Raw genomic sequence first — 26,236 nt, forward strand, 5'->3', positions numbered from 1 at the left:
CCATCTTGAATCAATACCCAGCGCCCTTGGCAACCCTTCGCGAGTCATCCCCTCAGGGACTTGGTATCAGGCCTTTCGGTAGGTCCAGGCCAGCAGCGGCCGGGCCAGCGCGACGCCCGCCGCCAGGCCACCCAGCGGCTCGATGATCGTAACCGACAGCTCGAAGCTCCCCGCCACAAGGGCAAAGATGATCTGGAACCCGATCCAGACCGCCGCGAGGATCGCGATCTGGATTGATCGGCTATGCGCTCGAGACACCGGGATCGCGCGCGGCACGCCATAAAGCATGAAATAGGCGCCGATCACGGCGAAGACCGCGGCATCAGCCCCTGCGCTGGGGATTATCGAGCCCGGCGTCAGGATCAACCGGGCAAGCGCGCCGCCATAAGCCCCGGCTACGAAGATGGCCCCCAACCCGAATGGCCGAACCGCCTTTTCGACGAAGCGGCCGGCGATGAGCAGGAAGACGAGGTTGAAAGCCCCGGAGAGGAGATCGCGTGCGAGGAAAGCCGAGGCGAGCGGCGACAGCCAGGAAAGGGGCTCGTCCCTCCAGCCGCCGGCCAGAAAGGGCTGCGGCGCGAAGCCGAACAGATAGGCTGCCACGCCGAGGCCAACTACCGCGGTGGCGAGAAGTACGACGAACACCGACAGCGCGACCAGCGCATCAGTGAACCGTCCGCGTGGAAGGTCGATTCCGTTCAGATGAATTCGATCTTCGAAACGAGGTAATAGCGGTCGCCCGACGGCACGGTGACCTCGACCTCGTCATCGACCTTGCGCCCGATCAGCGCGCGGCCGAGCGGCGAATTATAGGAGATGCGCCCGCCCTTTGCGTCAGCCTCGGTCTGGCCGACGATCTGGTAGCGGATCGGCTTCTCATCCTCGTCGAGCAGGGTGACGGTCGCGCCGAACACGACCTTGTCGCCCGACAGGTCGCGCGGATCGATGACCTGGGCGCGGCTGAGCTTGTCCTCGATGTCCGAGATCGAGGCCTCGATCTGGCCCTGGCGCTCCTTGGCGGCGTGATATTCGGCGTTTTCCGAGAGATCGCCGTGCGCACGCGCTTCCTCGATCGCGTCAACGATGGTCGGGCGCTCCGCTTTCAGGCGCTTCAGGTCCGCATTGAGCTTCTCATAGCCCTCCTGCAGCATCGGCATCTTTTCGACGGTAGCCATCCCAGTTCCTTCGTCCCCGAAAATTCCCCTATCGGCCGGCCCGCTTAAGGACCCGCCCGCACGTCTCTCTCATGTGGGGAATTAATTGTGCGAGTGCGAATAATAGGATTGCAATGGCCGAACTTCAAGACTGCGCGTCGCAAGCGCCACAATCGCCTGCGCCGCGGCGACGCTGGCGGGTGCCGTGGTGAAGTACGGAATCTTCTGGGTGAGCGCCGATCCGCGGATCGGCTGCGAGTCCTTGAGGCTCTGCCAGCCTTCGGTCGTGTTGAAGATCAGGTCGATATCGCCGTCCTTGATCCGGTCGACGATATGCGGCCGCCCCTGCGCCACCTTGTTGACCCGCTCGACGGTGACATTGTTGGCGCTGAGATAATCCGCGGTCCCCCCGGTCGCGACGACGGTGAAGCCGTTCGCGGCGAGCAACCGGACGGCGGGAAGGATGACCGGCTTGTCGCTGTCCTTCACGCTGACGAACAAGGTACCCGATTTCGGCAAGATCGTCCCCGCGCCGAGTTGCGCCTTGGCAAAGGCAATGACGAAATCGCCATCGATTCCCATTACTTCGCCGGTCGATTTCATCTCCGGTGAGAGTATCGGATCGACGCCGGGGAAACGGTTGAACGGGAATACCGCTTCCTTCACCGCGACATAATCGATCGCGCGGTCGATCTGCGGCATGTCGGCGAGCTTCTCGCCGGCCATCACCCGTGCCGCGATCTTGGCGACCGGCGCGCCGATCGCCTTGGCGACGAAGGGCACGGTCCGGCTGGCACGCGGATTGACCTCGATCAGATAGACGAGCCCGTCCTTGACCGCGAACTGGATATTCATCAGCCCGACCACCGATAGCGCCTTTGCCAGTGCCTTGGTCTGGCGCTCGATCTCGGCGATGATCCCATCCGACAGGCTGTAGGGTGGGATCGAACAGGCACTGTCGCCCGAGTGCACGCCGGCTTCCTCGATATGCTGGAGCACGCCGGCGACCGTCACGTCGGTGCCGTCGGAGATGGCATCGACATCGACCTCGATCGCGTCGCGCAGATATTGGTCGATCAGCACCGGCGAATCGCCCGAGACCTGAACCGCGGTCTGGATATAATCATCGAGCTGCGCCGGCCCGTCGACAATCTCCATCGCCCGGCCGCCGAGCACATAGCTCGGCCGCATCAGCACCGGGTAGCCGATCCGCTCGGCCACCGCGATCGCCTCGTCGCGGCTGCGCGCGATTCCGTTGGCCGGCTGGCGAAGTCCCAATTTGGTGATGAGGGCGGCAAAGCGCTCGCGATCCTCGGCAAGGTCGATCGCATCCGGGCTCGTGCCGAGGATCGGAATCCCCGCCTGTTCGAGCGCATGCGCGAGGTTGAGCGGTGTCTGCCCGCCGAACTGGACAATCACGCCGACCAGCGTGCCGTTCTGCTGCTCGACATGGAGGATCTCGAGCACATCCTCGGCGGTCAATGGCTCGAAATAGAGCCGGTCGGAGGTGTCGTAATCGGTCGACACCGTCTCCGGATTGCAGTTGACCATGATCGTCTCATAGCCGGCCTCGGCCAGCGCGAAGCAGGCATGGCAGCAGCAATAGTCGAACTCGATCCCCTGCCCGATCCGGTTCGGCCCGCCGCCGAGGATGACGATCTTCTTCCGGTCGGTTGGCTGGCTTTCGCATTCGGGCTCGCCGAAGCTGGGCGCCTCGTAGCTCGAATACATGTACGGCGTCTTTGCCGCGAACTCGGCGGCGCAGGTATCGATCCGCTTGAACACCGGCCGCACGCCGAGCTTGTGGCGCGCCTTGCGCACCTCGTCTTCAGTGATGCCGCCGGTCATCGCCACGACCGCCTCATGGATCAGCCCCGACCCACGCGCGATTCCGCGGTCCATGCCGCCGTGCAGATTGGCCGATTTGAGCGCGAGATAGGCAAGCCTTTTGTCGCTGAAGCCCATGGATTTCAGCCGCCGCATCCCCGCCGCGTCGCGCGGCAGGCCGCCCCGGCACACCTCTTCCTCCGCTGAGATGATCTCGGCGATCCGCTCGAGAAACCAGGGGTCGTAGAAAGTGATCGCGTGGATCTCGGCGACGGTGAAGCCTTCGCGCAGCGCCTGCGCCGCGACCAGCAGCCGGTCAGGCGTCGCGCGCGCCAGTGCCGCCTCGATCACCGCGCGCGGCGCGCCGGCCAGCGCATCGACCTGGTTGAAACCCGAGAGCCCGGTCTCGAGCCCGCGCAGCGCCTTTTGCAGCGACTCATGGATGTTGCGGCCGATCGCCATCACCTCGCCGACCGACTTCATCGCGGTCGACAGGATCGGCTCGGCGCCCTTGAACTTCTCGAAGGCGAAGCGTGGGATCTTGGTGACGATATAGTCGATTGTCGGCTCGAACGAGGCCGGCGTCGCGCCGGTGATGTCGTTGATGATCTCGTCGAGCGTGTAGCCGACCGCGAGCTTCGCCGCGACCTTGGCGATCGGGAAGCCGGTCGCCTTGGAAGCGAGCGCGGAAGACCGCGAGACGCGCGGATTCATCTCGATCACGACGAGGCGGCCATCCTTGGGATTGACCGCGAACTGGACGTTCGAACCGCCTGTTTCAACACCGATTTCACGCAACACCGCGATGCTCGCGTTGCGCATGATCTGATATTCCTTGTCGGTCAGCGTCAGCGCCGGCGCGACGGTGATGGAATCGCCGGTATGGACGCCCATCGGGTCGACATTCTCGATCGAGCAGATGATGATGCAATTGTCGTGGCGGTCGCGCACGACCTCCATCTCATATTCCTTCCAGCCGAGCACCGATTCCTCGATCAGCACTTCAGTGGTCGGCGAGGCGTCGAGCCCCGAGGTGACGATGGCGACGAATTCCTCGCGATTATAAGCAATGCCGCCGCCCGATCCGCCCATGGTGAAGCTTGGCCGGATGATCGTCGGCAGGCCGACATGCTCCAGCGCGACGAACGCCTCGTCGAGCGAATGCGCGATCGCCGAGCGCGGGCTTTCGAGCCCGATCCTGTCCATCGCATCGCGGAATTTCAGCCGGTCCTCGGCCTTGTCGATCGCCTCCGCATCGGCGCCGATCATCTGCACGCCATATTTCGCCAGCGTGCCGTCGTTGAACAGGGCAAGCGCGGTGTTGAGCGCGGTCTGCCCGCCCATCGTGGGCAGGACGGCGTCGGGCCGTTCCTTCTCGATGATCTTGGCAACGATTTCGGGCGTGATCGGCTCGACATAGGTCGCATCAGCCAGCTCGGGATCAGTCATGATCGTCGCCGGGTTCGAATTGACCAGGACGATGCGATACCCTTCCTCGCGCAGGGCCTTGATCGCCTGCGTGCCGGAATAATCGAACTCGCACGCCTGGCCGATGACGATCGGGCCGGCGCCGATGACGAGGATGGAAGAGATGTCAGTGCGTTTTGGCATTATGTGTTGCTTTGATCCTGGCTATTCGCGTCGTCCGCCGGCTCCTTCGGATAGACGTTCGGCTTGTCCACCATCAACTTGTCCACCGCAGCGAAGGCCTCGCTGAAGCCCGCCATCAGCGTCGCCTCCATATCGGGCCTGGCCATCCGGCAGGTCTTGGCGAAATCGGCAAAGGCCTCATGGACCTCCTTGCGCACCTGGGCAGCGCGATCGGCGGGCGGCAGGTCGAAATCGAAGCCCGAACTGACGCTCATCCCGGCGCAATTATTTTGCGGCTTGAACTCGGCCTGGATGCTGCCGCCCGTATTGCTCTCGCTCGGACGGTAGATCAGGTCGATCTCGGGAAGCGCCTTCTCGATCGAGACGAGCCGGTTGCTGTCGTCGCCCGGCTTGTGGCCGACATCGGCGAGATTCCAGCCGGCAACGTTGATCGCGCTGTCCTGCGCGAGCGCGATGGTGGCGCAGGAAAGCAAGCCGGCCGCAGTCAGCACGGCCGGCAGCAGGAAGCGTGTGGACATCACAGGATCATCCCCGTTTCGGCCATGCAGCCCCAGCCCTCATAGTCGAGATCGTAGAGAAGCTCGATCTGCAGGCACAGCAAGGTCAGCGCCTTGATCGACGCCGCATCGGCCTTCTGGTCCCGCGCGAGGAACAAAGCCATCTCGCCATCCTCGGTTTCCTCGCGCTCGAGCACGGTGAAGCCAAGGCTTTCGGCATCGTCGGCAAGCCGGTCGAGGTCAGCGTCACTGCCGCAAAAGCTCACATCGACCGAGCGCAGAAGTTCGGGCTTGTCGCCATTCTCCGCGAGATTGGCGAGGACCTCCTGATCTTCCGCCCATTCCTCCTCGAACCGCTTCGGGTCCACCTCAGGCAAGGTCATGCCGCCACCCCCAGCGATCCGACGAACTTCTCGAACAGATAGAAGCTGTCCTGCGGCCCCGGGCTCGCCTCGGGGTGATATTGCACGCTGAACGCAGGTCGATCGGTCAGCTCGAAGCCTGCGTTCGAACCGTCGAACAGCGAGACATGAGTCTCGCGCGCGGTTTCGGGGAGCGTGCTCGAGACGACCGCGAAGCCATGGTTCATCGAGGTGATCTCGACCGCGCCGTCGCTCAGTCGCTTGACCGGATGGTTGGCGCCGCGATGCCCCTGGAACATCTTGGTGGTCTCGGCGCCCACCGCGAGCCCGAGCAGCTGATGGCCGAGGCAGATACCGAACAAGGGGATGCGGGTTTCGAGCAGCGCCCGGATCACCGGCACGGCATATTCGCCCGTGGCCGCCGGGTCTCCCGGGCCGTTCGACAGGAAGATGCCATCGGGCTTCAGCGCCATCACCTGATCGAAGCTGGCGGTTGCTGGCAGCACGCTGACCTTGGCGCCGGCCTTCACGAGATTGCGGTAGATATTGTGCTTCGCACCATAATCGATCGCGACGACATGCGGGCGACCGTCCTCCTCGAGGTCGTCCTCATACCCGAACCCAAGCCGCCAGACGCCGCCTTCCCAGCCATAATGCGTATCGGTCGTCACCGAGATGGCGAGATCCATCCCCTCGAGTCCGGGCCAGGCCCGCGCCATCTGCAGCAGCAGCGGAATATCGAACATTCCGTCAGCCCGGTGCGAGATCACCCCGTTCGGCGCGCCGCCGCTGCGAATGCGCCGGGTCAGCGCGCGCGTGTCGATTCCCGACAGGCCGATCCGGTCATGCCGCTTCATCCAGTCGTCGAGCCGCTCGACCGAGCGGAAGTTGGACGGGGTGGTCACATCCTCGCGGACGATCATGCCGAGCGCGTGCGGCTCCTCGGCCTCGATGTCATCGGCATTGGCGCCGACATTGCCGATATGCGGGAAGGTGAAGGTGATGATCTGCCCGGCAAAGCTCGGATCAGTCATGATCTCCTGATAGCCGGTCATTGCGGTGTGGAAGCAGACTTCGCCGACCGCCTCCCCTTCCGCGCCGAATCCGCGGCCCCAGGCGATCTCCCCATTGGCCAGTACCAACACGCCCGTCGCTCCTTCGGGCGCGGCAATGGGTTTGGCGTCGGCCATCGTGGCGGGCACTCCTTCAGGTTTCGATGTCGCTAAGCGGTGGTCGCTAGAGCCGCGAGGCGGGAGCGTCAATCTGTTAAAACCCGCGCTACCCGGCTAGGGAGACGGATTACCGAAAAGGACCGACAATGATTCGCGACGACATCAAGGCTGCGCTCATCACCGCGATGAAGGGAGGCGACAAGCAGGGTACTGCCACGCTGCGCCTGATCCAGTCGGCAATCAAGAATCGCGACATCGAGGCACGCACCGGCAAGTCGCCCGACGATGACGACACATTGGTGGTCGAGGTGCTGCAGAAGATGGTCAAGCAGCGCCGCGAATCGATCGAAATGTTCGTGAAGGGCAACCGCCAGGAACTCGCCGATGCCGAAAATGCCGAGGTCGAGGTGATCGAGCGCTTCCTGCCGCAACAGATGAGCGAGGCCGAGACCAGCGCCGCGATCGAGGCGATCAAGGTCGAGCTCGGCGCCTCGGGCATGAAGGACATGGGCCGGGTGATGGCGGAGCTCAAGGCACGCCATGCGCAGACGCTCGACATGAGCAAGGCGAGCGGGCTGGTGAAGGCGGCGCTGAGCTGACTTAATCTCCCCTCCCGCTTGCGGGAGGGGTTGGGGGAGGGCATGTCGGACAAAGGCTACGCCAGACCCACCATGCGTTCGCGCGAATTGCGCGCGAACGCGACAGACGCCGAACGCGCGCTTTGGATGCAGCTGAGGGCGCGAAAGGTCGCTGGCATCCGCTTCAACAGCCAATTCCCGATCGGCCCTTTCATCTGCGATTTCGTCTCCCGAACCGTCAGGCTCGTGATCGAAATCGACGGCGGTCAGCACGATTGGAACGCCGCCGCCGATCTCGCCCGGACAAGATTCATCGAAGCGCGGGGATTTGCCGTACTTCGCTTCTGGAACAATGAAGTGTTGGAGAATATCGAAGGAGTCGTGGCGACTATCGAGCGCGCGCTGGCGGACAGGCCCTCCCCCGGCCCCTCCCGCAAGCGGGAGGGGGGTAGAAGTGTGCGCCCTCGCGACACGCCCCAATGAGCCTCTCCCCCCAATTCCTCGACGAGCTCCGCGCCCGCACCCTGCTCTCGGCGCTGATCGGCCGCACCACCAAGCTGCAAAAGGCCGGCCGCGAATTCCGCGCGTGCTGCCCGTTTCACAACGAGAAGAGCCCAAGCTTCTACGTCAACGACGACAAGGCCTTCTACCATTGCTTCGGCTGCGGCGCGCATGGCGACGCGATCCGCTGGATGACCGATCAGCGCGGCCTGCCCTTCATGGATGCGGTCAAGGAGCTCGTCCAGGCAGCGGGGATGGAAATGCCCGCGATGGACCCGCGCGCCGCTGAAAAGGCGGAACAATCGAAGGGCCTTCATGATGTGATGAAGGCAGCCGCTGACTGGTTCGAAACCCAGCTCGGCGGACTGGACGGCGGCGAAGCGGTAGCCCTGCTCAGGAAACGCGGCGTCTCGGATGCCGCGCGCCGCGATTTCGGCCTCGGCTTCGCACCCGATTCCCGCGGCAAGCTGCGTACGGCGCTGCGCGACTTCGGCGATGCGATGCTGGTCGAGGCCGGCCTGCTCATTTCGGTCGAGGGCAAGGAGCCCTATGACCGGTTCCGTGGCCGGCTGATGATCCCGATCCGCGATCCGCGCGGCCGGACGATCGCGTTCGGCGGCCGCATCATCGGGGATGGCGAGCCCAAATATCTCAACTCCCCGGAGACCCCACTCTTCGACAAGGGCCGCAATCTCTACAATCTCGATCGCGCCGCCCCGGCTTCGCGCAAATCGGGCCGGGTGCTGGTCGTCGAGGGCTATATGGACGTCATCGCCCTCGCCCAGGCCGGTTTTGGCGAAGCAGTCGCCCCGCTCGGCACGGCGCTCACCGAGGCGCAGCTCGAACGGCTCTGGCGCCTTGTCGATGTGCCGATCCTGTGCTTCGATGGCGATTCGGCCGGGCAGAAGGCCGCCATCCGTGCCGCCAATCGCGCGCTGCCGATGCTGGCGCCCGGCCGCAGCCTCGCCTTCGTTACCTTGCCGCAGGGCGTCGATCCCGATGATTTCGTCCGGGCAAAAGGTGCCGGCGCGTTCGAAAGCCTGCTCCGCGAACCCGAGCCGCTGGTCGATCGCCTCTGGGCGCACGAGCTCGCCGCCGAGCCGCTCGACACCCCCGAGCAAAAGGCCGGCCTCAAGCAGCGCTATACCGGCCTCGCCCAGGCGATCGCTGACGGCGATGTCCGCACTCAATATCTCGCGGAGTTCAACCGACGCTTCGAGGCGCTTTATGCCCGCACCCGTCAGCCCTTCGTCCCTTTCCAGCGAGCCAAGCGCAAGCCGGGCCAGCCCTGGAAGGCCCCGGATATCCCCGTCACCGAGGCGGCCAAGGGCGTCCGCGCGAGCGGAATCGACCGCATTCTCGCCAAGGCGGTCCTCGCCGGACTGATCCGCCACCCGGCGGAAATCGCCCGCCACATGGAGGTTTTGGGGTCGCTCAAGCTTGCCGATGATGCACTGGGAAGGCTGTTCGAGGCGGTCGTTGATCTCGCTGTCGAAGATCAGGCGCTTGATAGCGAGGGCTTGCTCACCATATTGGCAAAATCAGGATTCGATATAATTGCCACTGATCTGTTACGGGCCGATCAGCTATCGTGCTCGTTCACGCAGAAAGACGCCGAGCCGGCCCGAGCGCGGGAGGATCTCGACGAGGCGATCGCCATTCTGGTGGCGCGTCCTGAAGTGGACGCTGCGCTGGCGGAAGCAACGACGGCGCTGATGGCGGGTTATACGGATGAAGCCTTTGAACGACAGGTTTCGCTGGTGAAGGAACAACAGGCGTTGGACGCGCGACTTGCAAATCTCGTGCAAGCGAACGAAGACGCCAGAGCTTTTGATGCTGAGGGCAATTAATGACGAAGATGAACGGTGGCGGTGGTGACGAAGGCGGCGAAGTGACCGACGCCCCGCTGATCGACTTGAACGATGCGTCGATCAAGAAGCTGGTCGCCCGCGCCAAAAAGCGTGGCTACATCACCTATGAGCAGCTCAACGAGGCGCTGCCGCAGGACCAGATGTCGTCCGATCAGCTCGAGGACGTCATGTCCGCGCTGAACGAGATGGGCGTCAACATCGTCGAGAACGATGAGGCCGGCGAGGATGGCGAGGAGGCCGAGCAGCCCGAGGACGAGGTCGAGTCGGTCGACGCGTCCGAGGAAAGCGCGCCGCAGCTCGAGACCAAGAAGAAAGAGGTCATCGATCGCACCGACGATCCGGTGCGCATGTATCTGCGCGAGATGGGTGCCGTCGAGCTGCTCAGCCGCGAGGGCGAGATCGCCATCGCCAAGCGAATCGAGGCCGGCCGCGACACGATGATCCTTGGGCTGTGCGAAAGCCCGATCACCTTCAACGCGATCATCGACTGGTCGACCGCGCTCAACGAGGGCACGATGCAGCTGCGCGAGATCCTCGATCTCGACGCAATGCTGTCCAAGGACCCGGCGCCTGAATCGCTGACCGACGACGACGACGCGTCGGGCGAGATTTCGGAAAAGACCGCCGGCCCGTCCTTCAAGGAAGAGGAAGAGCCCGAAGAGGCCCCCGCCGAGGAGGAAGAGGATTCGATGCAGGAGCGGCGCACGCCGCGCGCATCGGACGACGAGGAGGAGGACAACACTCTCAGCCTCGCGCAGATGGAAGAGCAGTTGAAGCCGCAGGCGCTCGAGCGCTTCGCGAGCATCACCTCGCTCTACAAGAAATTCTCCAAGGTCCAGCAGCAACGGCTCGATTCGATGTCGGCCGGTGGCGAGCTGTCCAATGCGGAAGAGCGCAAATATCAGAAGCTGCGCGAGGAGCTCACGGCGGAAGTCGAGAGCGTCCAGTTCCACAATGCCAAGATCGAATATCTCGTCGACCAGCTTTATGCCTTCAACCGGCGCCTCACCGCGCTGGGCGGGCAGATGCTGCGCCTTGCCGAGCGCCACAAGGTGCCGCGCAAGGATTTCCTCGACCGCTATATCGGCCATGAGCTCGACGAGCAGTTCCTGCCCAGCGTCGCCAAGCTGGACAAGAAATGGACTGCCTTCGTCACCAACGAAGGGGATGCGGTCGATCGCATCCGGGTCGAGATTTCCGAGATCAGCCAGGCGACCGGCATGTCGCTCGGTGAGTTCCGCCGGATCGTCAACATGGTCCAGAAGGGCGAGCGCGAGGCGCGAATCGCCAAGAAGGAAATGGTCGAGGCGAATCTGCGGCTCGTGATCTCGATCGCGAAGAAATATACCAATCGCGGCCTTCAGTTCCTGGATCTCATCCAGGAGGGCAATATCGGCCTGATGAAGGCAGTCGATAAGTTCGAATATCGCCGCGGCTACAAATTCTCGACCTATGCCACCTGGTGGATCCGCCAGGCGATCACGCGTTCGATCGCCGACCAGGCGCGCACGATCCGCATCCCGGTGCACATGATCGAGACGATCAACAAGCTGGTGCGGACCAGCCGCCAGTTCCTCCATGAGCAGGGCCGCGAGCCCACGCCCGAGGAAATGGCCGAGCGCCTGTCGATGCCGCTCGAAAAGGTCCGCAAGGTGATGAAGATCGCCAAGGAGCCGATCAGCCTCGAAACGCCGATCGGCGACGAGGAGGATTCGCATCTCGGCGATTTCATCGAAGACAAGAACGCGATCATCCCGGTCGATGCCGCGATCCAGGCCAACCTCAAGGAAACCGTCACCCGGGTGCTGGCGAGCCTCACCCCACGCGAGGAGCGCGTGCTGCGCATGCGCTTCGGCATCGGCATGAACACCGATCACACGCTCGAGGAAGTCGGCCAGCAATTCTCGGTGACGCGCGAGCGCATCCGCCAGATCGAGGCGAAGGCGCTCAGGAAGCTCAAGCACCCGTCGCGCAGCCGCAAGATGCGCAGCTTCCTCGACCAGTAGAATCAATCCTTCCCCGGCCGCCGCCGGGGAAGCTGATCCCATGAATCTGCTCCATTTCGGAGCAGGTTGCGGCAATTGCGCAACCGAAATGGACCGGCCTGATTGTCACGCCGCCCGACTTGCAGTCCCTGTCGGACATGACAGCCCGGGCCGAGCAATCCGACACCATTCCCGCAGCACTCCAGGGCGACCATGTCGTCACCTCGTCCGATCTCGTCCGCCATTTCGGCGTGTGGCAGGAGCGTGCGGCCCGGACACCGGTCTATATCCTGCACCGCGGGCGCCCGCGCTTCGTCATGACCTCGATCGACGTGATGAATGCGCTGTGCGCGCCGCATCTGCCCGGCGCCACGCCGGCGGCCATCGATGCGGCCGCGCTGCTCGATGGCATCCGGGACATGGTGATCGTTGCTGATGCCGGCCTCGACATCATCGCCGCGAGTCGCGCCGCGCGCGCGCGCTTCGGGTCGCGTGCGGCGATCGGCGCTTCGCTTCTCGCCCTCTGTCGCCAGCCCGACCCAGGCCTTTATGAAGCGGCCATTTTCCGCGTCATGCAGTCGGGCATGAGCGAGACGATCGACCTGCCTGACCTTCGCTATCCGGCACGCCGGCTGACGATCATGATCGAACCGCATGCCACCGGAATCGCGCTGTTCGTGCAGGATGCGACCGCTGCATCGGAACTCCGCGCCGCTGAGGCACGCTGCCACGCCGCTGCCGAATCGCTGGCGGTCCTCGACGGCGTGGCCACCGCCCGCATCAGCCCGCGCGGCTTTCTCGAACAGCCCGATGCGGGGCTCGCGGCGCTTGTCCGCCGCACGCCCGACTCGCTCGCCGGGCTGCGGTTCGAAGCCCTGATCGACTCGTCCGCGCGCGCCGCCATGATCGAGGCGATCGACGGGGTGATCGCTGATGGCACCCCCCGCTCCCTTTCGTCGATGTTGCTCGCCAACCACACGACGCCGATCCCGATCAAGGTCGGCCTCGCGGCATACCGGCCGCACCTCGCTGTGGACGGGGTTACGGCGACGCTGGTGATTCAAGGTTGAGACACACTTAACTCGCTCTACACCAGGTCTTTACGCCCTTCGGATACTGCATGCGGCACAAGAAGACGTTGAGCCGGCTTGTCGGCGCATCAACACAACATCCGGAGCATCATGGCTTTCGATTCGGCACAAGAACGACGCATAGGCGGAAGCTGGGGGACGATCGCTGCGCTGGCTGCGGCCGACGGCAGCGCCACCCACCCAATGCCACGACTGCTTGCCGCGCCGTACGTCGCGGTGCGCGACCTGGCCGACTCGGTCCATGCGCTCTGCGCGCTCCATGGCCGCCATCCCGGCGTGATCGATCATGCCCTCGAACATAGCGGACAATCAGCCGCGCAGGATTGGCTCGAAGAGGCGGCCGCCGCCTTCACCGAGGAACGCGCCTATCTCGCTCAGCTCACTGCCGCCTCCGGCCCCCTGCCCTCGACCCCGGGCCAGGCTGAATCCGAGGCGGCGATCTCGGCACAGCGCCACGCGCTCGACATGCTCGCCCAGTCCGACCGGACCGGTTGCGCGACCGGCGCGGCGATTGCCCTGGTGCTCGATTGGACCTCGATCCGCGACACCCTCGATGTCGCAGCGCGCCGCTTCGGTATCGAACCGTCCCGCTCGATCCTGCCTGACGGTTTCGAGACCGCGTCCCTTGTCTCGGCGCTCGCCGATACGCCGGCGATCGAACGCGCCATGGCCTTCGGCGCCCAGCAGCTCCTCGCCCAGCACCGCGGCCTGTGGGATCTGCTCGAAGCCCGCGCGAGCGCCCGCAACCACCAATAGCGATCCCGGCGCTTGCGCGACACGTGAGACGGGGCGCTTGCGCGATACCTGAGACGGGGCGCTTGCGCGCCGGGGCAAAATCCTTCTATCCCAAACCCGATATTCGAAACGGGATTGGACCGGAATGAAACGCTTCGAGGGCACGCAAAGCTATGTCGCGACTGACGACCTGAAAGTCGCGGTCAACGCCGCCGTTACGCTGCGCCGTCCGCTGCTGGTCAAGGGCGAGCCCGGCACCGGCAAGACCGTACTCGCTTATGAGATCGCCAAGGCGGTCGGCGCGCCGCTGATCGAGTGGAACATCAAGTCGACCACCAAGGCACAGCAGGGCCTGTACGAATATGACGCGGTCGCCCGGTTGCGCGACGGCCAGCTCGGCGACGAGCGCGTCCACGACATTTCCAACTATATCCGCCGCGGCAAGCTCTGGGAGGCGTTCACCGCGCCCGAAGTTCCCGTCCTGCTGATCGACGAGATCGACAAGGCCGATATCGAATTCCCCAACGATCTCCTCCAGGAACTCGATCGCATGGAATTCCATGTCTACGAGACGAAGGAGACGGTGCGCGCCGCCGAGCGGCCGATCGTCGTGATCACTTCAAACAACGAAAAGGAGCTTCCCGACGCGTTCCTGCGCCGCTGCTTCTTCCATTATATCAAGTTCCCCGATCGCGAGACGATGCAGGCGATCGTCGACGTCCATTTCCCGGGCATCCAGAAGATCCTCGTCAACAAGGCGATGGATATCTTCTACGATGTCCGTGACGTGCCGGGCCTGAAGAAGAAGCCCTCGACCAGCGAGCTGCTCGACTGGCTCAAGCTGCTGCTCCACGAGGACATGCCGCTCGAGGTGCTGCAGAACCGCGACCCCACCAAGGCGATCCCGCCGCTCCACGGCGCACTGCTCAAGAACGAGCAGGATGTGATGCTGTTCGAGCGACTCGCCTTCATGGCCAAGCGGCAGGCCAACAAGGGCTAGGGAGCCGTTCCTGCCGCCCTGAATTCACGCGCCAGGACCATGAAACATCGTTAATAAAAAATTAACCAATCCCCAATACCCTTGCTTTGGGGGGGTACCGTCAATGGTGCCCGTGTATGCGTTATATCCTCTTCGCCATCGCGCTCGCGGCTTCGGCTTTCGGCATGGCCCCCGCGCGTGCGAGTTCCCTGCTCGACTATGTCGGCGAATGCGTTCCCTTCGCCCGTGCCGCGTCCGGCATCCAGATCTATGGCGACGCCTGGACCTGGTGGGACCAGGCCGAGGGCAGATACCGGCGCGGTGACGTGCCGAAGGCCGGCGCGGTGATGGTCTTCGCGAAGACGTCACGCCTGCCGCTCGGCCATGTCGCTGTGATCAGCCGGGTCGTCACATCGCGTGTCGTCATGGTCACCCATGCCAATTGGTCTCGCTTCGACGGCGAACGGGGCCATGCCGAACAGGACGTGACGCTGACCGACGTCTCCCGGGACAACGACTGGAGCCAGGTCATGGTCTGGTACCGCGATCGCGACGGGCTCGGCTCGACGACCTATCCGGTCTATGGGTTCATCTACGGCACGCCCGCCACGAAGCGGGTGCCGAAGGCCCGCCCCGCCGCCGAGCTTACCGGCCGCAATCCTGACTATGTCGGCGCGTTGATCGACGTCTACGCCCGCTGACGCTTGAACCCTCGACGCGCCGTGCCATGCTCTCGCGACGCGCATCGGGGGGCATGCAATGAAGAAGCGGGAAAATTACGGGATCGACGCACCGGGCGTGGCCCGGAACCTCGTCGTCGCGGCTGTCATTCTGCTGGGAATCCTCGTCGGCGCCCGTCTCTTCGGCAGCGCCCCGTGGCTCGCGCCGCTGCTGCCGACAATCCGGGCCACCGGCATCATCTGCCTGGCGATGTCGCTGTGGATGGTAAGTTCGAGCCTGTGGTTCAAGCACATCGTCATGCGGCACCTGCTCGACGCCCATAGCTGGCGCGGCGACGAACAGGTCCTCGATGTCGGCTGCGGTCGCGGGCTCGTCGCGGTCGGCGCGGCGCGGCGGCTCGGCCCGGGCGGCAGGGTCCATGGCCTCGATCTCTGGCAAGCCCGCGATCTCAGCAACAATGTTCCCGACAATGCGATGGCCAATGCCGAAGCAGCCGGGGTCGCTGACCGCCTCGTGATCGACACAGGCGATATGCGCGCCATGCCTTATGCGGACGGCCAGTTCGACGTGATCGTCTCGATGACCGCGATCCACAATATCGACGACCGCGACGGCCGGACCCGGGCAATCGCCGAGATCTGGCGTGTCACGAAACCCGGCGGACAGATCCTGATCTACGACATCCGCCACACCCGCGCTTATGCCGGCCAGTTGAAGGCGCTTGGCGCGGCCGATCTTCGGATGAGCGGGCCGATCCTGCTCTGGGGCGTGTTCGGCCGGCGTTTCTCGGCGATGAAACCGGCCTGATGCGCCGCCCGTGCTTGCGGCATCCTGAATCGTCCTACAGACTGAAGCGACCAATGGGAGGCGCGTGGTGGCGAAGCATCCGTTTTTGTTGATCGGGGCGCCTGCCAAAAGGCTCCTCGTGATCACGCTCCTGGCGATCGCCATCCCGGCCTCGGCACAGGTCAGTCCCGATGACGGCGCGTGGAAGGTCAAGGGCGACTTCGCCATGGTCACGACCGGCGGCATCGCGGTTCCGGTCAAGGCCGGGAGCGTCTCGCTGAGCCAGACCGGCGAGGCATCGCAAAAGGGCAAAGGCGTCGACAATATCGCGCAATATGAATCCGAGGACCGGAAGGTCTTCGCCACCATCTATATCTTCTACGCGACCTACGCTGATACCGCGCTTGCGACCTGGGCGACCGACCGCGCGATCCACGAACGCTTCGGGCCCAACCTCATTCTGGTCAGCGACACCATTGTGGCGGCGGGAGGCGTGCCACAGGCGGCGACCCGCCGCCTCTATGACAAGGCCGAACTCGAGCCCGGGAAGCCGATGGTCACCGCCGCCGGCTTCGTGCGGGCCGGCAGATGGATGATCGCCGTGCGCGTGAGCGGCCCGGCCGGACGCCGTCCCGAAGTGGAGGGTGCGTTCGACGCCCTGCTGTCGGGCATGCGATTCGACGGCAAGGACAGGCCGATGCCCGCCGCCCCGCTCAAGCTTGCCGCCACGTGCCCGGCATCGGACGAAAAGCCGGCGCGCTTTCTCGGCGACAAGGCTTCCGGCAGCAACGCCCTGTTCTCGTCACTGACGGGTGGCTCCATCACCGTGAAGGATGTGGCCAAGGGCACCGTGACCGAACAGGCGCCGCCGCTCGCCTTCCCACACAATGGCACGTCGACCTTGTGCATTCGCGGCAAGATAGCCGCAGGCGGAGCGCAGTGGGACGTGCTGGCACCAGCCAGTGCCGATGACGGCCAGATCGCCCTTGTCCTGCTCGACGATGCCGGCGGCACCGTTGCCGTCGAGCCGTTGCTGTTGCTGGACAAGGACATGGGCAAGGGTTTTGTCGTGAAGCGGTACGGGATCGGTGTCGTCGACGTGCTGGGCAGTTTCGACAAGATGCCCAACCTTGCCCAGCTCGGCGCGATCGTGAGCGGCACTGACAGGCGCGGTGCGATGATCCGATCGAGCACAGTCTTCACACCGGACGGAAAGTCGACCATCAACATTGACCCCGATATGCTGAAATGATCCCGAAGGCAGCGCGATGTTCCTGAACTTCCTCGATGAGCTCCGCGCCGCCGGCATTCCGGCAAGCATGAAGGAGCATCTCCTCCTGCTCGAGGCGCTCGACCGCGACGTGATCGAGCGGACGCCCGAGGATTTCTATTATCTCTCCCGCGCCGTGTACGTGAAGGACGAAGGCCTGCTCGACCGGTTCGACCAGGTCTTCGCCAAGGTCTTCAAGGGAATCTCCACGACCTTTGGCACGCAGAACGCCGAGATCCCCGAGGAATGGCTCCGCGCGGTCGCGGAGAAATATCTGTCGCCCGAGGAGATGGAAGCAATCAAATCGCTCGGCTCCTGGGAAGAGATCATGGAGACGCTCAAGAAGCGGATCGAGGAGCAACAGGGCCGCCACCAGGGCGGCAACAAATGGGTCGGGACCGGCGGCACCAGTCCTTACGGCAATTCGGGCTATAACCCGGAAGGGGTACGGATCGGCGGCGAGAGCAAGCACAAGCGGGCGTTGAAGGTCTGGGACCAGCGCGACTTCAAGAATCTCGACAACACGAAGGAACTCGGCACCCGCAACATCAAGATCGCGCTGCGCCGCCTGCGCCGCTTCGCGCGCGAAGGCGCCGCCGACGAGCTCGACATCGACGCGACGATCGACGGCACCGCGCGCCAGGGCTGGCTCGACGTGGTGATGCGCCCCGAGCGGCATAATGCGGTGAAGCTGCTGCTGTTCCTCGATGTCGGCGGCTCGATGGATCCCTGGGTGAAGCTCTGCGAGGAACTGTTCTCGGCCGCGACCACTGAATTCAAGAATCTCGAATTCTTCTACTTCCACAATTGCCCCTATGAAGGCGTGTGGAAGGACAATCGCCGCCGCTTCACCGAGCGCACGCCGATGTGGGATATCCTCCACAAATTCGGCCATGATTACAAGCTGGTGTTCGTCGGCGACGCCTCGATGAGCCCGTACGAGATCACCCATCCCGGCGGTTCTGTCGAGCATTTCAACGAGGAATCGGGTGCGGTGTGGATGCACCGGCTGACCACAACCTATCCGGCAGCGGTCTGGCTCAATCCCGTGCCCGAGCAGCAATGGGGCTATTCGCAGTCGGTCAGGATCATCCGCGAGTTGATGAACGACCGCATGTACCCGCTGACATTGGCCGGCCTCGACGATGCGATGCGCGAGCTCACGCGGAAGCGGTAATGCGCCTGCCCGGCCCGATCGAACGCCAATGGCGCCGATGGTTCGGTCGCTACGAGATCGATGATCCGCGGCCCATCGCCGAGGGAGCGCCCTACACCTACTTCCTGCCTGGCGAAAATGAGCTGCTGGCGCTCGCGCCCGGCGACCTGGCGAAGATCGTCTTTCGCTCGATTCCCCCGGGACGGATATGGCAAGCGGAAAGGATGTGGGTGGCCATCACCTCAGTGGATCGCGATTGGTTGACCGGGACCCTCGACAATCATCCCTCTGACATGCCGCAACTCGAGGCCGGCGATGTCGTGAAATTCAGGCGCTCGGACGTCATCGACATCATCTGGGACGAGGCGCGGATGACGCCGCCGCCGCCGGCAGCGCAGCGACGTGAATATTGGGAGCGCTGTCTGGTCGACCGATGCGTGGTCGATGACGGGGTCAAGGTCGACTATATTTACCGCGAGGAGCCCGACATGGCTGACCCGGACGATAGCTATCCGGACAGCGGATGGCGTATCAGGGGTGACGATCGCAACGCCACTGATGCTGAGCTCGACGACAGGAAGGCAGAATATATCGCGCTCGGCGTCGTCCTGAATCGCGATGATGGCTGGCTGCACCTGATCGATGCGCCGGTCGGGGCAAGGTTCAGGCGTAACTGGGAAACCGGGCTATTCGAAGCCTGCGCTGATTGAAGGCATCGCATGTCAGCGCACGGCGAGCGGTGCCCGGGTCTTTTTTTTAACCTGCGACGCGATCCGGCCCACCTTATGGCTCGCCGCGCGATTGGCGGGTACGGGCGCACGGCATGATTTGACTTTGGTCAAGGCGACTCCGCTTTGCGACGGCAAAATCGTCCATGTCAGCGACAAGGATGATCGACATGCCGAGTTTGACCACGGACGCTTTCCTCTACCTGGTGCTCTTCGCGATGATTTCGTTCATCGTCGGATGCGGGCTCATCAGCTTCATTGAGCGCAATACGGGTCGGCCCACCAAGCGCGATTGACGGGCGTCTCGGCCGGCGGCCATGGCGATGCAGACCGCCGCCGCGCCGTCACCTCGCTGGCCCGTCTTGTCGGACGAGTCAGCGCAACGCAGCCCGACCGGAGGCGCCGGGCTATGGCGCAACCGCCCCGACCGGCATCAGTACAGCAGATAGGGTTGCCGCACTTCGGTCCAGGCGCTTTCATCGACACCGGCAGCGCGATCGAGATCGGCCGGGATCGCCGCCCCGTCATCGGCCCATAGGCGCAAGCCCGGCCCGCCATTGATCACGTCGATCGCGAGCTTGCCGAACTCATATTCATACGGAAAATCGCGCCACAGCGGATAATCCGGATAAAGCTGCCGGATCGCCTTGAAGGCAAGCGCCTGGACCCGCCAGGGCCGGAACGCGGCATGGTCATAGGCCGGCCCCTCGGCATGGATCTGCACGCCATTGCAGAGCTGGCCGACATGCTTGTGGAAGGTCGGCTGGAACCAGATGTCGCGCAGCACGCACCCGGCGAGCCACTCCGGCGCCAGCGTCCGCATCGCCGCCATCACCGCGCGCGCATCGATATCGGGTGCGCCGAACAGTTCGAGCGGCCGCGTCGTGCCGCGCCCCTCGGAAAGCGTCGTGCCCTCGAGCATCACCGTGCCGGCATAATCGCGCGCCATGGCCAGATTGGGTGCGTTCGGGCTCGGGTTGATCCACACCCGGTCGCTCGGCCAGCCGAACCCCGGCGCGGCCTCGGGCTCCCAGCCCTGCATCTCGATCACGCAGTACTCGACGTCGAGCCCGCGCGTGGCGATGAACCAGCGCCCGAGCTCGCCCAAAGTCATCCCGTGCCGCATCGGCATCGGGCCGGCGCCGACGAAACTCTCCCAGCCTGGCAGCAAGGTCAGCCCCTCGATCGGCCGCCCGGCGGGATTGGGCCGGTCGAGCACCCAGACCGCCTTGCCATGCTCGGCGGCAGCTTCGAGCACATAGAGCAAGGTGGTGATGAAGGTGTAGATGCGGCAGCCCAGATCCTGCATGTCGACCAGCATCACGTCGAATGTGCCCATCGACTGGCCGGTGGGCCGCCGTACCTCGCCATAAAGGCTGAACACCGGCATGCCGTAGGTCGGATCGGTGAAGTCGGGCGACTCCATCATATTGTCCTGCAGGTCGCCGCGCACCCCGTGCTGCGGCCCGAAGACGGCGCTGACGTTCAGCCCGCTCGCCACCAGCGCGTCGAGCGAATGCGTGAGGTCAGCGGTGACCGAGGCAGGATGCGCGAGCAACGCGACCCGCTTGCCCTCCAAAGGTTTGCGCAAGACAGGGTCGGCGAGCAGGCGATCGATACCGAATTTCATGCCCCGCTGGGTGCCGCGAGGCGGGCGGTAAAGCAATCCCGGTTGTGGAAATCGGGCGGGCCCGGCGCATGCGCGAGCGCCCAATAGGATTTGGTGCCGTCCTTGGCCTCGATGATGGCGGAGAGGCCGAGTTGCCACTCCCGTCGATACGGCAAGGCCATCAAATAGGCGGAACACCACAAGGCGACTCCATCCGGCCTATCGAAGCAACCAACGCTGCCGACCGTTTCCAAGCCGATCCACATGCCCGCGCGATAATCCTCGAAACCATATGCCGCCCATTGCCCCGACGGTGCGAAATTGAGTTCGGTATATTCCAGCTTTCCGGGCGACCCAACGAACGCCTCGAAACAGGTATGTTCCCACAGGCGATCCGCGCGCCCGATCTCTGTTGGCTCTGGCCAGAGCACATCCTCAAGCGCGCCGCGCACATGATATCTTAGTTCGAGGCTGCCATTCGCTTTCCATACTTCAACCGAAATCGAACGAACCGCCCGGCTCGGAAAATCGGGGTGCGGAATGAGTTCAAACCGCTGCTTCGCGGACGAAGGAAGGCGGCGCCCCTTCACGTCTCCTGCGAAGCCCAATACGCCCTGAACAATTCCCCCACGCGAACGCCGTCGATCGTCATTTCCTCGACCGCTGAATGCGTGATCGTCACGCCCGCCAGGTTGGCGTCGCTGATCGACACGCCCGCCAGATTGGCGTCGCTGATCGAAGCCCCGACCAGCGTGACGTTCCGAAAGGCCGCTGACGACAAATCGACATCCTCGAAAGAGGAGCCGGCGAGGTTGCAATCGAGCGCCTCGAGCGGCGCGCGTGTCTGATGCAATTTCATGGCGTGACCCCGATTGGCTGCCCGATCTGGCTATGCCCAATCAGGCAGGATTCCAACCACGACACGCACCGAATCCGCAGCGGCTGGAAAAATCGCTCGACATGGCCTATGTGCGCCGCTTCCCATGGCAACAATCCTCCCCACCCCGCCGAAAATCGGCATGGTTTCGCTCGGCTGTCCCAAGAACCTGGTCGACAGCGAACGCATCCTCACCAAGCTCCGCTCGGACGGCTATGCCATGTCCCCGGATTACGCCGGTGCCGATGTCGTGCTCGTCAACACCTGCGGCTTCCTCGACTCGGCCAAGGAGGAGAGCCTCGAGGCGATCGGCGAGGCGATCGCCGAGAATGGCCGGGTCATCGTCACCGGCTGCATGGGCAAGGAAGCGGACGTCATCCGCGCCCGCTTCCCCAATGTCCTCGCCGTCACCGGCGCGCACCAATATGAGGAAGTGGTCGGCGCGGTCCATGAGGCGGCGCCGATGCCGCCCAGCGCCTTCCTCAACCTCGTTCCCGATGCCGGGCTGAAGCTCACCCCGCGCCACTACAGCTATCTGAAGATCTCGGAGGGCTGCAACCATCGCTGCGCCTTCTGCATCATCCCGTCGCTCCGCGGCGATCTCGTCAGCCGCCGCCCAGACGCGATCCTGCGCGAAGCCGAAAAACTCATCGAAGCGGGCACCAAAGAACTGCTCGTCATCAGCCAGGACACTTCGGCATACGGCGTCGATATCCGCCACCAGCCGCGTATGTGGCACGGCCAGGAGGTCCGCGCCCATATGACCGACCTCTCGCGCGAACTCGGCAAGCTCGGCGCCTGGGTGCGGCTGCACTATGTCTACCCCTATCCGCATGTCGACCAGGTCATCCCGCTGATGGCCGAGGGGCTCGTCCTCCCCTATCTCGACATTCCGTTCCAGCACGCCTCGCGCGCGGTGCTCAAGGCGATGAAGCGCCCCGCCAACGAAGCGAAGATCCTCGAACGCATCCGCAACTGGCGGACGATCGAACCCGATATCGCGATCCGCTCTACCTTCGTCGTCGGCTTCCCCGGCGAGACCGAGGATGATTTCCGCTATCTGATGGACTGGCTCGAAGAAGCCCAACTCGACCGCGTCGGCGCCTTCCGCTTCGAGCCCGTCGAGGGCGCCGCGGCGAACGACCTGCCCAACCCGGTGCCGGAGGAGATCAAGGAAGAGCGCTACGCCCGGCTGATGGAGTTGACCGCGCGCATCTCGGCCGACAAGCTCCAGGCGAAGATCGGCCGCACCCTCGACGTGATCATCGATGCGGTCGACCCCGAAAGCGGCGGCGCCACCGGCCGCTCCAAGGCCGACGCACCCGAGATCGACGGCGAGGTCCATCTCCGCGACGCCCGCCATCTCGCCCAGGGCGACATTGTCAGCGTCGCAATCGAGGATGCCGACGAGCACGACCTGTTCGGCGTGCCCGCCTGAGCCTCCCCCGCGCCTCCGCATTGACTGTGTGTTGATGCTATAATACACCAAATAGAGTTCAAGCAAGGAGGCGGCAATGAGCAGGTCGGTGCTTCTGGCGGCAGCATTGGCCATCCCGCTCGCTGCCTGCGGGCGCGGCCAGGTCGACAGGATTTCCTATTCAGTCGAGGTTGACGGCGCGCGGGGCACGGCGGCCTTCACCTGCAAGGACAGCTCGAGCGGCAAATGCGTCTTCCGCTTCGACGATCCCGGCGCGCAGCCGCAATCGCTCACCGTGACGAAGGGCGAGGTCGCGACCGTCACCAGCATCGGCGCCGGCAGCACCTATTGCATGACGACCGGCGCGCGCGGCGCGGCCTGCAAGGCTGAATCCCTGCAGGCCGGCACCCAGACGATCCGCCGCGAGAAACACGGCACGTCCTAACCGGCGGTCTTGCGGCCTCCCAGGGCCATCACCGCACCCACGGCGCTCGCGACGAACGTCCCGCCGAAGAAGGCCGTCAAGGCGGTGGTCATGACACCCGCCTCGCCGATGACCGGGCGGAAAATCTCGCCCGAGGCAATGCCGCCGATCGCACCGAGGATCCCGTAAGCGAGATCCCACCAGGGCTCGGGATCCGGCACGGGGTGCGGCCCACGCCACCAGCCCGGCCATTTCGTCCCGCACCAGCCCATCATTGCCAGAAATGCATATCCCATGAAGATAACCTCCCCTCGGACACCGCAATCGACTCCGGGCTTGTTACCCGGCGTCATGGCGGGGAGCATCCTCTCATTTACTCCATATTCAAGGGATTATGGAACCGATTTGAATGTTATTTGAGCTTAACTTCATGAATCAGGACAATTACTTCTGCAGCGCGACCAGGCCTTCTCTAACCACGCGCCGGCAGCGCATAGGCCACGACTGAGTCGCCGATCGGCGTCTCCATGAAGTGATGCCCGCCCGCCATGATCACCAGATATTCCCGGCCGCCCTGCTGATAGACGATCGGAGTCGCCTGCCCACCCGCCGGCAGCACGTCGGACCAGAGAGTCTTGCCTGTCTTGAGGTCGATCGCCCGGATCAGGTCGTCAGTCGCGGCGGCCACGAAGATCAGTCCGCTCGCCGTCACCACGGAGCCACCATTGTTCGGCGTCCCGATATGGAAGGGCAACCCCGACGGTATCGAGAACGGCCCGTTCTTGCGCGCCGTCCCGAGCGGGCGATCCCACAGGGTCTTGCCGCTATGGATATCGATCGCCCGGATGCCGCCATAAGGCGGCTGCTTGCACAGCAGCCCGGTATATTTCATCCGCCACCCCGCATTGACGCTGATCGCATAGGGTGAATCGGCCTGCGGATCGCCGGCGCCCTCGGCGCCCGGCGTCGGCCCGCCATTCTGCTCGCGGGTGAACCATTTCAGCTTGTTGGCCTCGGCACGCGGCACCAGCCTGACATAATTGGGCATGTCGTTGTAATTGGCGACGATCACCCCGCGCACCGGGTCGACCGCGATCCCGCCCCAGTCGCTGCCGCCATTATAGCCGGGATATTCGACTGAATGGCGGTCGGTCTCGGGGGGCGTGAAGAAGCCCTTGTAGCTCGCACGGCGGAACTGGATCCGGCACAGCATCTGGTCGATCGGCGACATGCCCCACATGTCGCGTTCGGTGAGCGGCGGCTTGCGGAGAGTCTGCCAGAGCGAGACGATCTGGGTCGGCGCGCGCTGCCCCGGCTCGACCCCGCCGCCCGGCGCCTTGATCACCCCGATCGGCGTGAGCGGCCGGCCGGTGCGGCGGTCGAGCACATAAAGATCGCCCTGCTTCGACGGCAGCACCAGCGCGGGCGTGCCCTGATAGTCGATCAGCGTCGCCTGGCTGCCGAAGTCATAATCCCACACGTCCTTCTTCACTGCCTGGAAATGCCAGCGCGGCTTGCCGGTCGTCACGTCGAGCGCGACCAGCGAGGTTGCGAACGCATCCTCCTGCGGGCGGCGCTTCGAGCTCCAATAATCGACCGCTGCATTGCCCATCGGCAGATAGACCAGGCCGAGCTGCTCGTCGCCCGAGCTCGCCGTCCACATATTGGGCGTGCCCCGCGCCCATTCCTGTCCTGGCGGCGGCGCGCCGTTCCAGTCGGGGTGCATCATGTCCCAGGCCCAGCGCAGCTTGCCTGAGACGACGTCGAAGCCCTGGATCACGCCTGAGGGCGCCCAGCGCTCCTGCCCGTCGAGCACCTGATGCCCGACCACGGCGATGCCGCGCACCACCGTCGGTGGCGAATTGATCGAGACCAGCCCGGGATAGACCTTGCCCATGCCGATCTTGGCGTCGACCTGGCCGTTGGTGCCGAAATCGGCGCAGGGCTTGCCGGTCAGCGCATCGACCTCAATCAACCGGGCATCGAGCGTGCCTTCGAGGATGCGCTGGGCGCAGGCGCTTCCCACCGCTGCCCCCGGCACCGCATAATAGACAACGCCGCGGCAGGCAGCGGTGTAGGGAATCCATTTGTCCGGCACCTGCGGATCGAACCGCCATTTCTGCCTGCCTGTCCCCGCATCGAGCGCCAGCATGATGTTCTTGGCCGAGCAGAGATAAAGCGTGTCGCCGATCTTCAGTGGGGTCGTCTCGGCGCCGTACATCTTGGCCGCGTCCGGCGTGGCCGGCATGTCGCCGGTATGCGCGATCCATGCCCGCTTCAGCCCGCTGACATTGGCCGGCGTAATCTCGGCCAGCGGCGAGAAGCGCCGGGCGCTGTAGGTGCCGCCATAAGCCGGCCAGTCAGCGCCGGTCGCCTGCCCGGAAGGATCGCCCATGCCAGGCGCCTGCGGCGCTGGCAGCGCTGCGATGGCGGTTGAATCGACCGAGCCGAGGGCGACGAACAACAGCGCGGTCGCAATCAGCACCCCCGCCATTGATCCGAGCGCCAGCTTCCATCGGTTCGCCGCCGTCGACAGGGTCGGCATCACGGCGATCACCACGATCAGCAGGACGATCGGCGCGACGATGCGCGGCACCAGTGCCCAGGCGTTGGTCCCGGCTTCGAAGAAAGCCCATAGGATCGTCAGCGCGACGACGGCGAGATAGATCCAGGCCCCGAGCAGGCGCTGACGGATCAAGAGCACGCCCGACGCAAGCATTGCCGCGCCGGTCAGCACATAATAGATGGAGCCGCCCAAAGCCGCGAGCCACGCCCCGCCAACCGCGAGGACCAGGCCGATCAGCCCCACCACCGAGCCGACGATGAACGCCGCCCAACTGCGATTTCGGCCCATCTCGCCTCTCCCTGTTCTATCTGTCGGCTAAGCCCGATCATGCAACCGGCCAGCATCGCTGATGTTCCCAT

Annotated in this window: 26 protein-coding genes; 15 read left to right on the plus strand and 11 right to left on the minus strand. The window is 64.4% G+C overall.

What is annotated here, in order from left to right:
* Positions 1-66: 66 nt before the first annotated feature.
* The 6 genes from ABD050_RS26725 to carA form a co-directional block, all read right to left on the minus strand.
* Positions 67-645 carry a rhomboid family intramembrane serine protease gene (locus ABD050_RS26725; RefSeq protein ID WP_343892616.1) on the minus strand — a complete coding sequence of 193 codons (579 nt, stop codon included), beginning with the start codon at positions 643-645 and terminating at the stop codon, positions 67-69.
* 53 nt (positions 646-698) lie between these two features.
* Positions 699-1,175, minus strand: coding sequence for a transcription elongation factor GreA (gene greA / locus ABD050_RS26730; RefSeq protein WP_343892617.1), 477 nt, complete (start codon positions 1,173-1,175; stop codon positions 699-701).
* Positions 1,176-1,256: 81 nt separating this feature from the next.
* Entirely contained in the window at positions 1,257-4,592 is a 3,336-nt protein-coding gene (gene carB, locus ABD050_RS26735) for a carbamoyl-phosphate synthase large subunit (RefSeq protein ID WP_343892618.1), read from the minus strand.
* Complete coding sequence (locus ABD050_RS26740) at positions 4,592-5,110, minus strand: hypothetical protein (protein WP_343892619.1); 519 nt, start codon at positions 5,108-5,110, stop codon at positions 4,592-4,594. The genes carB and ABD050_RS26740 overlap by 1 nt, the downstream gene beginning before the upstream one ends.
* The gene (locus ABD050_RS26745) at positions 5,110-5,472 is read right to left on the minus strand and encodes a ribonuclease E inhibitor RraB (protein WP_343892621.1); all 363 of its coding nucleotides are present in this window, start codon (positions 5,470-5,472) and stop codon (positions 5,110-5,112) included. Before ABD050_RS26745 ends, ABD050_RS26740 begins: the two co-directional genes overlap by 1 nt.
* A complete protein-coding gene (carA, locus tag ABD050_RS26750; protein WP_343892622.1) occupies positions 5,469-6,641 on the minus strand; it encodes a glutamine-hydrolyzing carbamoyl-phosphate synthase small subunit in 1,173 nt (390 codons plus the stop codon). Before carA ends, ABD050_RS26745 begins: the two co-directional genes overlap by 4 nt.
* 128 nt (positions 6,642-6,769) lie before the next feature.
* Here carA and ABD050_RS26755 point away from each other — a divergent pair, with 128 nt between their 5' ends.
* The 13 genes from ABD050_RS26755 to ABD050_RS26815 all read left to right on the plus strand — a co-directional run bounded on the left by ABD050_RS26755 (position 6,770) and on the right by ABD050_RS26815 (position 19,280).
* Entirely contained in the window at positions 6,770-7,222 is a 453-nt protein-coding gene (locus tag ABD050_RS26755; protein ID WP_343892623.1) for a GatB/YqeY domain-containing protein, read from the plus strand.
* Between the two features lie 42 nt (positions 7,223-7,264).
* Positions 7,265-7,684 carry an endonuclease domain-containing protein gene (locus ABD050_RS26760; RefSeq protein ID WP_343892624.1) on the plus strand — a complete coding sequence of 140 codons (420 nt, stop codon included), beginning with the start codon at positions 7,265-7,267 and terminating at the stop codon, positions 7,682-7,684.
* The gene (gene dnaG / locus ABD050_RS26765) at positions 7,681-9,552 is read left to right on the plus strand and encodes a DNA primase (protein ID WP_343892625.1); all 1,872 of its coding nucleotides are present in this window, start codon (positions 7,681-7,683) and stop codon (positions 9,550-9,552) included. The genes ABD050_RS26760 and dnaG overlap by 4 nt, the downstream gene beginning before the upstream one ends.
* Positions 9,552-11,579 (plus strand): RNA polymerase sigma factor RpoD, encoded by a 2,028-nt coding sequence (rpoD, locus tag ABD050_RS26770; RefSeq protein ID WP_343892626.1) that lies wholly within the window; start codon positions 9,552-9,554, stop codon positions 11,577-11,579. The genes dnaG and rpoD overlap by 1 nt, the downstream gene beginning before the upstream one ends.
* A 137-nt stretch (positions 11,580-11,716) precedes the next feature.
* Positions 11,717-12,628, plus strand: a complete 912-nt coding sequence (locus tag ABD050_RS26775; protein WP_343892627.1) for a hypothetical protein — start codon at positions 11,717-11,719, stop codon at positions 12,626-12,628.
* Positions 12,629-12,739: 111 nt separating this feature from the next.
* A complete protein-coding gene (locus ABD050_RS26780) occupies positions 12,740-13,405 on the plus strand; it encodes a DUF6975 family protein (protein ID WP_343892628.1) in 666 nt (221 codons plus the stop codon).
* Between the two features lie 124 nt (positions 13,406-13,529).
* Positions 13,530-14,384 carry an AAA family ATPase gene (locus ABD050_RS26785; protein WP_343892629.1) on the plus strand — a complete coding sequence of 285 codons (855 nt, stop codon included), beginning with the start codon at positions 13,530-13,532 and terminating at the stop codon, positions 14,382-14,384.
* Between the two features lie 116 nt (positions 14,385-14,500).
* Entirely contained in the window at positions 14,501-15,064 is a 564-nt protein-coding gene (locus tag ABD050_RS26790) for a CHAP domain-containing protein (RefSeq protein ID WP_343892630.1), read from the plus strand.
* Between the two features lie 58 nt (positions 15,065-15,122).
* Positions 15,123-15,851, plus strand: coding sequence for a class I SAM-dependent methyltransferase (locus ABD050_RS26795; protein ID WP_343892631.1), 729 nt, complete (start codon positions 15,123-15,125; stop codon positions 15,849-15,851).
* Between the two features lie 118 nt (positions 15,852-15,969).
* Entirely contained in the window at positions 15,970-17,082 is a 1,113-nt protein-coding gene (locus ABD050_RS26800; RefSeq protein ID WP_343892632.1) for a hypothetical protein, read from the plus strand.
* Between the two features lie 16 nt (positions 17,083-17,098).
* On the plus strand, positions 17,099-18,277 hold the full coding sequence (locus ABD050_RS26805; RefSeq protein ID WP_343892633.1) for a vWA domain-containing protein: 1,179 nt from the start codon (positions 17,099-17,101) through the stop codon (positions 18,275-18,277).
* Positions 18,277-18,966, plus strand: coding sequence for an immunity protein Imm33 domain-containing protein (locus tag ABD050_RS26810; RefSeq protein WP_343892634.1), 690 nt, complete (start codon positions 18,277-18,279; stop codon positions 18,964-18,966). The genes ABD050_RS26805 and ABD050_RS26810 overlap by 1 nt, the downstream gene beginning before the upstream one ends.
* 179 nt (positions 18,967-19,145) lie before the next feature.
* Positions 19,146-19,280 carry a hypothetical protein gene (locus tag ABD050_RS26815; protein WP_343892635.1) on the plus strand — a complete coding sequence of 45 codons (135 nt, stop codon included), beginning with the start codon at positions 19,146-19,148 and terminating at the stop codon, positions 19,278-19,280.
* A 137-nt stretch (positions 19,281-19,417) separates the two neighbouring features.
* Here ABD050_RS26815 and ABD050_RS26820 read toward each other — a convergent pair whose 3' ends face one another.
* Genes ABD050_RS26820 through ABD050_RS26830 form a run of 3 tightly spaced genes read right to left on the minus strand, consistent with a single transcriptional unit; the run spans position 19,418 to position 21,452 of the window.
* Positions 19,418-20,614: an exo-beta-N-acetylmuramidase NamZ family protein gene (locus tag ABD050_RS26820; protein ID WP_343892636.1), complete on the minus strand. Its 1,197-nt coding sequence runs from the start codon at positions 20,612-20,614 to the stop codon at positions 19,418-19,420.
* Positions 20,611-21,183, minus strand: coding sequence for a DOMON-like domain-containing protein (locus tag ABD050_RS26825; RefSeq protein WP_343892637.1), 573 nt, complete (start codon positions 21,181-21,183; stop codon positions 20,611-20,613). Before ABD050_RS26825 ends, ABD050_RS26820 begins: the two co-directional genes overlap by 4 nt.
* The gene (locus ABD050_RS26830; protein ID WP_343892638.1) at positions 21,180-21,452 is read right to left on the minus strand and encodes a pentapeptide repeat-containing protein; all 273 of its coding nucleotides are present in this window, start codon (positions 21,450-21,452) and stop codon (positions 21,180-21,182) included. Before ABD050_RS26830 ends, ABD050_RS26825 begins: the two co-directional genes overlap by 4 nt.
* A gap of 124 nt (positions 21,453-21,576) precedes the next feature.
* Between ABD050_RS26830 and rimO the strand changes: the two genes are divergently transcribed.
* Both rimO and ABD050_RS26840 read left to right on the plus strand, forming a co-directional pair.
* Positions 21,577-22,908 (plus strand): 30S ribosomal protein S12 methylthiotransferase RimO, encoded by a 1,332-nt coding sequence (gene rimO / locus ABD050_RS26835; protein WP_343892639.1) that lies wholly within the window; start codon positions 21,577-21,579, stop codon positions 22,906-22,908.
* 76 nt (positions 22,909-22,984) lie between these two features.
* Positions 22,985-23,332 (plus strand): hypothetical protein, encoded by a 348-nt coding sequence (locus ABD050_RS26840; RefSeq protein WP_343892640.1) that lies wholly within the window; start codon positions 22,985-22,987, stop codon positions 23,330-23,332.
* Here the strand turns inward: ABD050_RS26840 and ABD050_RS26845 are convergent.
* The gene (locus tag ABD050_RS26845; protein ID WP_343892641.1) at positions 23,329-23,607 is read right to left on the minus strand and encodes a hypothetical protein; all 279 of its coding nucleotides are present in this window, start codon (positions 23,605-23,607) and stop codon (positions 23,329-23,331) included. The genes ABD050_RS26840 and ABD050_RS26845 overlap by 4 nt on opposite strands.
* 176 nt (positions 23,608-23,783) lie before the next feature.
* On the minus strand, positions 23,784-26,165 hold the full coding sequence (locus ABD050_RS26850; protein WP_343892642.1) for a membrane-bound PQQ-dependent dehydrogenase, glucose/quinate/shikimate family: 2,382 nt from the start codon (positions 26,163-26,165) through the stop codon (positions 23,784-23,786).
* Between the last annotated feature and the right edge of the window lie 71 nt (positions 26,166-26,236).

The organism is Sphingomonas oligophenolica, assembly GCF_039522915.1.
Classification (GTDB): domain Bacteria; phylum Pseudomonadota; class Alphaproteobacteria; order Sphingomonadales; family Sphingomonadaceae; genus Sphingomonas; species Sphingomonas oligophenolica.

Coding starts and splice junctions, on each gene's coding strand:
- greA (WP_343892617.1), bottom strand. CDS start 1,175: ATGGCTACCGTCGAAAAGATGCCGATGCTGCAGGAGGGCTATGAGAAG.
- carB (WP_343892618.1), bottom strand. CDS start 4,592: ATGCCAAAACGCACTGACATCTCTTCCATCCTCGTCATCGGCGCCGGC.
- ABD050_RS26740 (WP_343892619.1), bottom strand. CDS start 5,110: ATGTCCACACGCTTCCTGCTGCCGGCCGTGCTGACTGCGGCCGGCTTG.
- ABD050_RS26745 (WP_343892621.1), bottom strand. CDS start 5,472: ATGACCTTGCCTGAGGTGGACCCGAAGCGGTTCGAGGAGGAATGGGCG.
- carA (WP_343892622.1), bottom strand. CDS start 6,641: ATGGCCGACGCCAAACCCATTGCCGCGCCCGAAGGAGCGACGGGCGTG.
- ABD050_RS26755 (WP_343892623.1), top strand. CDS start 6,770: ATGATTCGCGACGACATCAAGGCTGCGCTCATCACCGCGATGAAGGGA.
- ABD050_RS26760 (WP_343892624.1), top strand. CDS start 7,265: ATGTCGGACAAAGGCTACGCCAGACCCACCATGCGTTCGCGCGAATTG.
- dnaG (WP_343892625.1), top strand. CDS start 7,681: ATGAGCCTCTCCCCCCAATTCCTCGACGAGCTCCGCGCCCGCACCCTG.
- rpoD (WP_343892626.1), top strand. CDS start 9,552: ATGACGAAGATGAACGGTGGCGGTGGTGACGAAGGCGGCGAAGTGACC.
- ABD050_RS26775 (WP_343892627.1), top strand. CDS start 11,717: ATGACAGCCCGGGCCGAGCAATCCGACACCATTCCCGCAGCACTCCAG.
- ABD050_RS26780 (WP_343892628.1), top strand. CDS start 12,740: ATGGCTTTCGATTCGGCACAAGAACGACGCATAGGCGGAAGCTGGGGG.
- ABD050_RS26785 (WP_343892629.1), top strand. CDS start 13,530: ATGAAACGCTTCGAGGGCACGCAAAGCTATGTCGCGACTGACGACCTG.
- ABD050_RS26790 (WP_343892630.1), top strand. CDS start 14,501: ATGCGTTATATCCTCTTCGCCATCGCGCTCGCGGCTTCGGCTTTCGGC.
- ABD050_RS26795 (WP_343892631.1), top strand. CDS start 15,123: ATGAAGAAGCGGGAAAATTACGGGATCGACGCACCGGGCGTGGCCCGG.
- ABD050_RS26805 (WP_343892633.1), top strand. CDS start 17,099: ATGTTCCTGAACTTCCTCGATGAGCTCCGCGCCGCCGGCATTCCGGCA.
- ABD050_RS26810 (WP_343892634.1), top strand. CDS start 18,277: ATGCGCCTGCCCGGCCCGATCGAACGCCAATGGCGCCGATGGTTCGGT.
- ABD050_RS26815 (WP_343892635.1), top strand. CDS start 19,146: ATGATCGACATGCCGAGTTTGACCACGGACGCTTTCCTCTACCTGGTG.
- ABD050_RS26820 (WP_343892636.1), bottom strand. CDS start 20,614: ATGAAATTCGGTATCGATCGCCTGCTCGCCGACCCTGTCTTGCGCAAA.
- ABD050_RS26830 (WP_343892638.1), bottom strand. CDS start 21,452: ATGAAATTGCATCAGACACGCGCGCCGCTCGAGGCGCTCGATTGCAAC.
- rimO (WP_343892639.1), top strand. CDS start 21,577: ATGGCAACAATCCTCCCCACCCCGCCGAAAATCGGCATGGTTTCGCTC.
- ABD050_RS26840 (WP_343892640.1), top strand. CDS start 22,985: ATGAGCAGGTCGGTGCTTCTGGCGGCAGCATTGGCCATCCCGCTCGCT.
- ABD050_RS26845 (WP_343892641.1), bottom strand. CDS start 23,607: ATGGGATATGCATTTCTGGCAATGATGGGCTGGTGCGGGACGAAATGG.
- ABD050_RS26850 (WP_343892642.1), bottom strand. CDS start 26,165: ATGGGCCGAAATCGCAGTTGGGCGGCGTTCATCGTCGGCTCGGTGGTG.